The organism is Stieleria sedimenti, from assembly GCF_025060895.1.
Lineage (GTDB): Bacteria > Planctomycetota > Planctomycetia > Pirellulales > Pirellulaceae > Stieleria > Stieleria sedimenti.
Genome location: NZ_JANZKV010000203.1, coordinates 1 through 9790 on the forward strand (window position 1 = coordinate 1; position 9790 = coordinate 9790).

Sequence of the window (9790 nt, forward strand, 5' to 3'; positions counted from 1 at the left end):
GCCGCCCGCGGCGCCGAGAGAAACCGGGAGGGCTCGCGCCCTGCCGCTATCAAGACAATTCGGCAAGCGACTTTGGAGGGGCTTAGATCTGCGGCACATGGCTGGGGACGACCAGTACCGGATGCGGACTGCGTCGAATCCGGTCTTGGACGAATCCCTGGCCGAATCGATCGTCGACTTCCAAGGGCAAGACCAGTAGCGTCTTGTCCCGGTTTTGCAAGGGATTGGGCGGCGCGACTTCGCCGGCGAGCGGTCGCAAATGATAGCTGCGTCCGAGCTCGGTCGCCGTCTTGGCCATCGCACCGTGGATCGAGTGGTGCGTCTTGGTCATCGCATCGGAAAACGATTCGGGGTCCAGCGTGGCGCCGTCGGAAAGCGCTTCGACGATCGATTTGATATTCTCGTATTGCTCTTTTTCAACGACCAGATCCAGCGTCACGGTCGCGTCATCGGCTGACAGCCCGAAGGCCCACGCGGCGGCTTTCAATTCGACGTCACACTCGGCGCCGACGACGACGGAAACCTTGCCGACACATTCTGCCAGCGTCTGGTCTTCGCGGCGGATCACCAACATCGGACAGGGGCAGCGCGAGAGTAACACGTCGATGACGGTGCCGGCGCTATCGGTACCGACCTTGTCAAAATCGCGGCCGAACGGACAGGGGACAATCAGCAGATCGACCGCATGCGTGTTGAGCGCCGCCAGAATCATCTCGTACGATTCGCCTTCGCCCCGCTGAATCGGACGCGTGCCCGAAACGGCGTCGATCACCGCGCCGGTGACGTCGCCGTCGGGTGATTGGCGGGCATCCAAGACCAGCGTTTCCACGTTGCAAGTCTCGCGCAAGAAACCGGCCGCCGCGACGCCTGACTTGTCTTGGGAGGATCCATCGAGAACCAGCAGGACGCGGGCTGGTTTGATCGGCTGTAGCGCCGGCGCATCGCCGACCTTCGATTTTTCGAACATCCGCATGGACTCGTCGACTCCGCGGTCGACTTCGTTCGGCTCCGAATCAGACATGAATGGTGGGTCGCGTTGTGGGAAGAATCGAGATTGAATGGCGAGACCGTGGAATCGGTTGTAACGTACCGGCCCTTGTAACGTACCGGCCCTTGTAACGTACCGGCCCTTGTAACGACGATGCTCGCCGGATTCCACGTGTGTTGGTGTCTAGCCTTTAGGCGATCTCGGCCCCTCGTTTCCCCACTCGAAGATCGGCTAAAGCCTAGACACCCACGCGCCGTTGAAATACCCGACGCCGGCGTTTGGCTCACTCGGTACTGCCCAAATTCTATCGCGATTCCCCGTTCGATGTAGCACGACAACGCGCCGTCAGGACCCTTCCTGACCAAGTTCCAACAATTCGCGTGCCGCATCGCTGTATCCGAGCACGGCGACGCGGACTTGCATCGGCAACGAGCGAATCTGATGATCGGTGTACGGATCGAGCAGGTTGCTGGTGACACCGTGATACCACTGCGATGGCGTCGTCGGTTCAGAGGATGACGGAACGACGCGGCGCCAGAATTGCGTGATCGCATTGGATCCGGACTTCGGGTGCTGTCGCGCGAACGCGGCGAGTTTACGGTCCAGATTGGCAAGCCGTAGCGCGATCGTGGCCGCCTCGGCATCACCTTGCTGATGAACGGCAACGACAAAGTCTTGCTTCGCCACGGCGCGAAGCTTGGCCGACCCGAACAAGGATCGATCGACCCCGTGTGCGGTGACGTTCAGATCCAGCAGCCCGCCCCGCCAGGAGTCGGGGACCGCGAATGAGATTCGAAATCGTTTCTCCCCTTCCAGCACCTGTTGGCTGGTCCAGCGGAATTTGAAGTACACGCCGCGTCCGCGATCGGTGGTGCCCGATGCGATCACCGCTTGCACCGGTGCTTGACGCTGGAACTGGGTCTGATCGGATCGCTTGCGTGAATCGTCGGCCCCAAAATGCCCGGCGCCGACGTGCGGCACGGCGCCGTCGATGTTGACGCCGAACGCATTGGACAGCTCGTCTTTGGTGGTCACCGAAATGGGGCCGGCGAAATCCGATTGCAGCTCCGTTTTGGGCGAGAAATCGATCACGGGCAAGCGGTCACGCAGGCTGCAGTGAACCAGCAGATGGTCGATCGGCGGCGCGTCGTCTGACGAAACATCGGTCCGCCCCGCGATCAATGACGACAGCACCAACTCGACCGAAACCTCACGAGGTTGGCCGGGCAGTGAAGTGTCCAGCGCCGTCGCCACCGCCGGCATGTCGAACTGGATTTTGGGGGCCTCGGCCGAAGCATCGACGGCAACCAGGCTGTGCGTGGTGATCAACAGCCCTGCGGTGACAACGCATCGTTTGATGTAAGCATCCATTTGAGAAATCTCCCGTGATCGTCTTGTGCGTCATCGGAATCATTCCGTCGTGATCAAGAATCGGTTCCACCGATTCGGTTTGTGCTTGACCGCTCAAGATGCAAATTCTGCAATCTCGGGCAGTGAGTTCGTGCAGTTTAAAGTTGTTGAAACTAAAGGAGCCTAGTCACTCTCCCCCTGGGAGAGTCGAGCGTAGCGAGGAGAGGGTTTACGTGGGTGCGCCGTCGGCGTCGAAGACCACTGAACTTGAGAGTGGCGATTCACCGTTCGACCTCCCCTCGCTTCGCTCGCCCCTCCTGCCAGGAGGGTGACGTGAAAAACGGCACGTCCTCTGTTGCTCCTCCCAGGCCTCCGCTACAGGCAACCATATCGCCGCGTCTTACCTTGACAACAAAGATTCACAACCGGCAAGGTGATTTCATTGCACGGCCTCCGCAGTCCTTTCCTGTCGTGAAACATCCACTCCATCGTCAACACCCTCAGCGCCGCGGCGTGAAACAATTCGATCAGCTGTGCATCCGCGCCAGGGGGCTGCCCTTGGCAATGATCGCCGTTTCCTGCTCGGACAGTTGGTCGAGTCGCTCCAGCACCTCGCGCCGCGGTGCGAATTGTTCGGCCAGCTTGACGTAGGTGGTGTGATGACGGGCTTCGGATTCGAACAGACCGGCATAGAAATCCGCCAGCTCGCTGTCGCGCGGGCGGACGTGATCGGCGAGCAAGCGGAACCGTTCACAGCTACGGGCTTCGATCAGCGAGGCGATCAGCAAGCGATCCACGCCACGTTCGGGTTCGCGCTGACGCGTCAGCGCATTGAGCTCGCGTCCGTAGTGACCGCTGGCGAGTCGTTTGAAGCTGATGCCGCGGCGATCGAGAATGTCCATCACCATGTGAAAGTGTTCGAGTTCCTCCTGGATGATCCGCGTCATCTCGACACACAGCGGTCGGTTGTCGGTGTAGGAATTCATCAGATTCATCGCCGTCGACGCAGCCTTGCGCTCGCAGTGGGCGTGATCGATCAAGATCTCGGGCAGGTTTTCGTCGACCTGCCGGAGCCAACGCTGGGTCGATTCGGATCGGAGGTGCAGCATGTCAGTGGGTCGGCGGGTCAATCGGCGAAAAGGGCGGTGGCAAAGCTGTCGGCGTCAAACTCCGCGATGTCTTCGATGCTTTCGCCGAGTCCGACGAATTTGACGGGAAGCTCGAATTGGCGACGGATCGGCAAGATCACTCCGCCACGGGCGGAGCCGTCGAGTTTTGCCAAGATGATGCCCGTGCAACCGGCCGCGTCGCTGAATCCCTTGGCCTGGCTGATCGCGTTTTGACCGGCGGTCGCATCGAGGACCAACAGGACTTCGTGCGGAGCATCCTCGACTTTCTTGCCGACGACGCGGCGGATTTTGTCCAGCTCCTGCATCAGGTTGGACTGTGTCTGCAATCGTCCGGCGGTATCGATGATGGCGACATCGGCACCGATTTCGATCGCCTTGTCGACCGTTTGAAACGCCACACTGGCCGGATCGGCGCCCTGTTTTCCCGTCACGATGTCGCAGCCGATCCGCTCAGACCAGATCGTCAACTGTTCGACCGCGGCGGCGCGGAACGTGTCACCTGCGCCCAAGACGATCTTCTTGCCTTGGGACGTCAGGAAGTAGGAAAGTTTTCCGATCGAGGTGGTTTTGCCGCTGCCGTTGACGCCGACGACCAGGATCACGCTGGGTTTTCCGGGCAGATTCAGCGGGGCGGCGTCCTGCTGGAGCATCGCCTGCGTTTGGGCGGTGATCGATTCGAGGACCTCGGCCAGCCCGACTTTGCGGCCGCGGTAGCGTTTGGCGACGTCGTCACGGAGTTCTTCGGCGGGGCCGGCGCCCATGTCGGTGCGGATCAGCTTGGCGAACAGTTCGCCCAAGAATTCGTCGTCGACCAGCCGCCCTTCCTCTTTGAACAGGTCGCGGATGTCGGTGTTGAGTGCACGCCGTGTTTTTTCCAGCCCGCTGCGAAATCGCCCGAACAAGCCCGCCGACGCTTCGGCCGCCGGTTCGGGGGGCGAGGGTTCGGGGCGCGAGGGTTCGGGGGTGGCTGCGGCTTGCCCTTGATCGGGTGCGGAGGATTCAACCGCGGGGGATTCACGTGTGGTGGAAGGTTCCTGCTGTGCCGGACCGGACGGCTGGGCGGGGGGTGAATCGTCTGATTTTTTCTTCGAACGCCAAAAAACCATCGGTCTTGTTCTCGGTCGGACTGTCGATTGGGTGGGGAAAGGCAAAGTGTGCCGGAAAGGTCGCCATTGCGGTACCGCCCGGCGGTTCGGATTCCGTTTGCCGACAGTTTACCGTCGGATGACCCGCGGATCAGGGAGCCTCTTCCCAGTCGGCAAAGTTTCTCTGATAGCGTTTTGCGGCACAGTTGGACCACGTGGACCGCTGCTGGGGGGACCAACGCAAAACATTCCAATTCGACCCCAAATCATGAACAAACCGTCCCGATAACGCAGGTGACGACAGAGGCGACGCGTCAGACGGTCAAATCGTAGCGTCCGACACTCGAAGTCCCGTTTTGACCACGGTCGGCTCTGCTGACTGGGGAGAACACGGGATGGCAAGCAGTCAGACATGCCTTGACCCGACCAATTAGGGTCTCAGCGGCCCGCGTATCTTTGGTCGCGGGCGTAATTCGTTGTTGCCCTGCCCTTTTTTAGAACCCAGAAAATGGAATTCGGGAGAATTTAAAGCGATGAAGCTTAGCAAGATTGCCATGCTGGCTGCGATTGCCTGCGCGTCCTACACGAGCAGCATGACCGCGAGCGGAAATGACTCAATTGAACTGGTCTCGCACTGCGCGGCCGCTTGCGATTGCGGCGAGCCGGTCTGTGGATGCGAAACAGTAGTTGGCTGCGATCCATGCGGCGACGCATGTGACAGCAGCTGTGGCGCCGCAGGTTGCTGCGACGCCGGATGTGACGGCGGATGTGATTCGGCGTGTGGATGCGGTGTAGGAGGCGGCCTCGGCAGCCTTCTGGGCGACTGCTGCCTGGGCGAACAATGGTCACTGTTCGGTGAGCATTGTGGCTGGAGTGCAGGCGGTTGGGTCCAAATGGGCTACCACAACCGCGCTCTGCCCATCTTCAATGACCGCCCCGATGAGTACAACCTGCACCAAGCCTGGCTGTACGCCGAAAAAGCGATTGACACGTCCTGTGGCTTCGATATCGGTGGTCGAATCGACTACGTTTACGGTATCGACGCACAGAACACCCAAGCGTTCGGCACGGGAAACCGCGGCTGGGATAACGATTGGGACAACGGCGGTGCGAACGGCTACGGTCACGCCCTGCCCCAACTGTACTTCGAAGCCGGCTACGGCGATTTGTCCGTCAAAATGGGACACTTCTACACCATCATCGGATGGGAAGTCGTGACCGCCCCGGACAACTTCTTCTACAGCCACGCGTACACGATGAACTATAGCGAGCCCTTCACCCACACCGGTGTTTTGGCGACCTACAACGTGAACGACAACGTCACCGCCTACGGTGGATACACCTTGGGTTGGGACAGCGGCTTCGACGACAACGGTGACAGCTTCTTGGGCGGATTGTCGGTCGCACTCAGCGACGACCTGACGCTGACCTACGCGACCACCTTCGGTCGCTTCGGTGCAGCTCCCCTGGGAAACCCCGAGCAAGGTTACATGCACTCGATCGTCGCCGACATGACCTTGAGTGACAACCTGCAGTACATCTTCCAGTCCGATTACCTGGATACCGAAACCTCGGCCGGTGCAACCGTCCGCGAAACCTTCGGCATCAACCAGTACCTGATCTACACCCTCAGCGACTGCTGGGCAGCCGGTGGACGATTCGAGTGGTACAACAACGAAGGCATCTTCGGTGCTCCCGGTAACGACTCGGACATCTACGCTCTGACCATGGGCTTGAACTACAAGCCGCATGCCAACGTCGTCGTGCGTCCCGAAATCCGCTGGGACTGGGATGACGATCAAGTCGCCGGATTGGAAAGCGGCGACGACCAAACGACCTTCGGCATCGACACGATCTTCTTGTTCTAAGACGCATCGATTCGAAGACCGCTTCGGTCCACTGCACCGGCCGGTGGCCGCTCGAACCCCTCGAGCGGCCGCCGGCTTTTTTTGTTGCCCCGCCGCGGCAAACGCCACCTGACCGGTACGAATTAACACCCGGTGTCAAGATCGGTAGGCCTGGCAGAATGCGAAAAGCCAGAAGAGTCGATTTCTCGGCAATTTTCTCCCGATACATCTCTTGGAAGATGGTCAAGCGGTTCTCGATCGGCGCCCTCGCAAGGCGGGCGTATCCGTCCTTCAGATACCGCCGGACACGTCGAACTTCAGCTCGCAAATGGCTGCGGTTCGATGTGTCTACCGATCACACGCTACGCAATACCAAGAAAGGAACGTCCTTTGACGGGACGACGAGGGAGACCCATGAAACGTAAATTGTTATTCAGCACGCTCGCGTTGTTGTGCTTCGGCGGCAACGCCTTGGCGGGTGGACCGTCTGCCGATGGAAACTACCACGCTCTGTACCAAGCCGCCCCCGGGGCCGGCGGGCAGATCGCACAGGTCGGATGCACCGATGACGTCGGTTGCGGTTGCGAAACGCCCTGTGACTGCGATGCCGGAGTCTGCGAACCGGATTGCGGAGCGGACATGATCGAGTACTGTGACTCCGGCTGCGACGGTGGTTGCGATGCCGGTTGTGGATGCGGGGGCGGACTCGGACTGTTCGACAAGTTGGGCCAGTGCGATCTGGGCGAGCCCTTCGCCCTGTTCGGCCAGTGCGGCAACCTTTCCGCCGGCGGTTGGGTCCAGATGGGATACCACACCGACGCCCTGCCGCTGTTCAACAGCCGTCCCGATGAATTCCAACTTCACCAAGCCTGGTTGTGGGCGGAAAAAGCGATCGACACGTCCTGCGGATTCGATATCGGTGGTCGCATCGACTACATCTACGGTACCGATTCCCAAGACACCCAAGCGTTCGGAATCGCCAACAACCACTGGGACAACGATTGGGACAACGGCCCCGATTATGGTCACGCGATGCCGCAACTGTACTTGGAAGCCGGTTACGGAGACCTGTCGGTCAAAGTCGGACACTTCTACACCATCATCGGATGGGAAGTCGTGACCGCCCCGGACAACTTCTTCTACAGCCACGCGTACACGATGTACAACAGCGAGCCGTTCACCCACACCGGTGCCTTGGCAACCCTGGCCGTCAGCGAGGATGTCGAAGTCTACGGCGGCTACACGCTGGGTTGGGACAGCGGCTTCGAAGACAACGGTGACTCGTTCTTGGGCGGTGTTTCGTTGGCCCTCAATGAAGACATCAGCCTGATCTACGCCACCGTCGCCGGCCGTTTCGCCGACAAGGGCGGCAACACCGAAAAGGGCTACATGCACTCGATCGTTGCCGATGTCGCGCTGACCGATCAGCTCCAGTACATCTTCCAAAGCGACTTTCTGGACACCGAAGATCAGAATAACCGACTGGCGAGAAACACCTTCGGCATCAACCAGTACCTGATCTACACGCTGACCGATTGCCTGGCCGCCGGGGCACGTTTCGAGTGGTACAACGTCGAAGGAAGCGTACTCAATCAAACCGCCGGAAACGAATCTGATATCTACGCTCTGACGATGGGGGTCAACTACAAGCCGCACGCCAACGTGATCGTGCGTCCCGAAATCCGCTTCGACTGGGACGACGACCAAATCGCCGGCCTGGACGAAGGCGAAGAGCAAACGACCTTCGGGATCGACACCATCTTCTTGTTCTAAGCATCGGGTCGCCTGACCGACCCAGAAATCGCAATCGCGATTCCCGCAAGAGGCCGCGTCCGCCAAACGGTGGACGCGGTCTTTTTTTCGTTCATCCGTGCCCAATCCGTTGGCACCGAGCTGCCTACCGACCGGGCAGCGAAACGAGTTCAGGCCCTCCGAATCGACCGACCGAGCCTCGCCGCAAACCAGCGATTTTTTTTAAGTCGTTTAAGGAAAGCGACTTGAGACCCATTCCCGAATTCGGATCGCGTCTTTGGCCCGGTGGATGCTCTCTCTGACCAGCGTCCCGGCCGGCGATCAACAACACGGCCGGCGATCAACAACACACGTGGTTCTACCTACCGCTGCCCTGACGCCAGTCGAGACTTGTCTCGGCTGGTGGCAGGGCATCCGAACAACGCGTTGGGCAATGCCGCTCTCTCGGCGATTGCTGCGACTTGCGAACTCTCGGTCCCGTCCCGGACCGGAAGCTGCCCGGCTCGGAGGAGTGTCCGCCTCGCTCCCCCGAGCCCGGGCTTTTGCTGGAACGTCGCTTTGCAGAGACGCTGCCTGGGGCTTTTTCTGGTCGCCGCCGTTCGGTTATAGTCGCCCTTTGCCAGACGCTATCACTTGTTGGTTGATGCGTTGACGGAAACCATCAAAGGACGCAGCAACTGTGAAATTGATCATCGCCATCATTCAACCGACCAAGCTCGAAGCCGTCAAAGAAGCCTTAACACAAGTCGACGTGCACCGCTTGACCGTGCTCGATTGCCAAGGATTTGGCCGCCAAAAAGGACAAACCGGCAATTACCGCGGCACCGAATTCAGTGTCAATCTGCTCCGCAAGGTGCAATTGCAGATCGCGGTCAACGAAGAGTTCGTCAAACCGACGATCGAAGCGATCCTGTCGGGAGGACGCAGCGGCGACTCCGGCGAAATCGGGGACGGCAAAATCTTTGTCCTGCCGATGGACGACTGCATCCGCATCCGCACCGGCGAGACCGGCAGCGAAGCGATCTAACGCCCCTCAACCGCCCAGCCTGTCCCGCTGCCCCAACACGCCGATCAGAACGGGGCGTCTTCGTCACTGGCCTCGTCAAACGCCGCGTTGGGGTCGGTCACCCGCTCGCTCATCGCGTCGGCCGGGTTGGCGTTCCCGGTGATTTTGAAGGAGGTCGCTTCGACATTGACGAAGAACTTGACCTCGCTGTTGGCGTCCTTTTGCCAGCGCCGCCCGTTGAGCCGATAGGTGATCTCGACCTCGTCGCCTTCGTTCATCTCGTCGACCGAGTCACAGGAATCGCGGGTGAATTCGACCGGTACAAAATTGGTGAAGCTGCCCTTGTCTTGCTCCAACACCACCAATCGCTTGCGAAAACCCTTGCTGCCGTACGTCTTGGTTTCCTCGATCAAATGGACAACGCCGGTGACGGATGGGTCGCTCATCGCTTCTCTCAAAATCGCTCGGAATTAGTGTTTTTCGGGGTCGCGGATTGTAGCCTGTCCGGCTGGAGAGTGAGAGGGGGAGCAGGGTCGGGGGTGGAGAGATGGCAGAAAAATCGTGGGCAGAAACACGGTGACAGGAAAATCAAACCACCTGCCCGAGAAAAATCTCAAACCTCAAACCTCAAA

Annotated in this window: 8 protein-coding genes; 3 read left to right on the forward strand and 5 right to left on the reverse strand. The window is 59.8% G+C overall.

What is annotated here, in order from left to right; genetic code table 11:
- Positions 1–82: 82 nt before the first annotated feature.
- From NZK35_RS24850 to ftsY, 4 genes are all read right to left on the reverse strand, one after another.
- A complete protein-coding gene (locus NZK35_RS24850) occupies positions 83–1021 on the reverse strand; it encodes a universal stress protein (RefSeq protein ID WP_259635227.1) in 939 nt (312 codons plus the stop codon).
- 312 nt (positions 1022–1333) lie between these two features.
- Positions 1334–2359 carry a hypothetical protein gene (locus NZK35_RS24855; protein ID WP_259635228.1) on the reverse strand — a complete coding sequence of 342 codons (1026 nt, stop codon included), beginning with the start codon at positions 2357–2359 and terminating at the stop codon, positions 1334–1336.
- A gap of 506 nt (positions 2360–2865) precedes the next feature.
- Entirely contained in the window at positions 2866–3447 is a 582-nt protein-coding gene (gene miaE / locus NZK35_RS24860; RefSeq protein ID WP_259635229.1) for a tRNA-(ms[2]io[6]A)-hydroxylase, read from the reverse strand.
- Between the two features lie 17 nt (positions 3448–3464).
- Positions 3465–4574 (reverse strand): signal recognition particle-docking protein FtsY, encoded by a 1110-nt coding sequence (gene ftsY / locus NZK35_RS24865; protein ID WP_259635230.1) that lies wholly within the window; start codon positions 4572–4574, stop codon positions 3465–3467.
- Positions 4575–5086: 512 nt separating this feature from the next.
- Between ftsY and NZK35_RS24870 the strand changes: the two genes are divergently transcribed.
- From NZK35_RS24870 to NZK35_RS24880, 3 genes are all read left to right on the forward strand, one after another.
- Positions 5087–6421, forward strand: a complete 1335-nt coding sequence (locus NZK35_RS24870; RefSeq protein ID WP_259635231.1) for a porin — start codon at positions 5087–5089, stop codon at positions 6419–6421.
- A 393-nt stretch (positions 6422–6814) separates the two neighbouring features.
- A complete protein-coding gene (locus NZK35_RS24875; protein WP_407699827.1) occupies positions 6815–8173 on the forward strand; it encodes a porin in 1359 nt (452 codons plus the stop codon).
- A 658-nt stretch (positions 8174–8831) separates the two neighbouring features.
- Positions 8832–9179 carry a P-II family nitrogen regulator gene (locus NZK35_RS24880; protein ID WP_095739866.1) on the forward strand — a complete coding sequence of 116 codons (348 nt, stop codon included), beginning with the start codon at positions 8832–8834 and terminating at the stop codon, positions 9177–9179.
- A 44-nt stretch (positions 9180–9223) separates the two neighbouring features.
- Here the strand turns inward: NZK35_RS24880 and NZK35_RS24885 are convergent, their stop codons facing one another.
- Positions 9224–9604, reverse strand: coding sequence for a DUF3127 domain-containing protein (locus tag NZK35_RS24885; protein ID WP_259635232.1), 381 nt, complete (start codon positions 9602–9604; stop codon positions 9224–9226).
- Positions 9605–9790 lie beyond the last annotated feature (186 nt).

Coding starts and splice junctions, on each gene's coding strand:
- NZK35_RS24850 (WP_259635227.1), bottom strand. CDS start 1,021: ATGTCTGATTCGGAGCCGAACGAAGTCGACCGCGGAGTCGACGAGTCC.
- NZK35_RS24855 (WP_259635228.1), bottom strand. CDS start 2,359: ATGGATGCTTACATCAAACGATGCGTTGTCACCGCAGGGCTGTTGATC.
- miaE (WP_259635229.1), bottom strand. CDS start 3,447: ATGCTGCACCTCCGATCCGAATCGACCCAGCGTTGGCTCCGGCAGGTC.
- ftsY (WP_259635230.1), bottom strand. CDS start 4,574: ATGGTTTTTTGGCGTTCGAAGAAAAAATCAGACGATTCACCCCCCGCC.
- NZK35_RS24870 (WP_259635231.1), top strand. CDS start 5,087: ATGAAGCTTAGCAAGATTGCCATGCTGGCTGCGATTGCCTGCGCGTCC.
- NZK35_RS24875 (WP_407699827.1), top strand. CDS start 6,815: ATGAAACGTAAATTGTTATTCAGCACGCTCGCGTTGTTGTGCTTCGGC.
- NZK35_RS24885 (WP_259635232.1), bottom strand. CDS start 9,604: ATGAGCGACCCATCCGTCACCGGCGTTGTCCATTTGATCGAGGAAACC.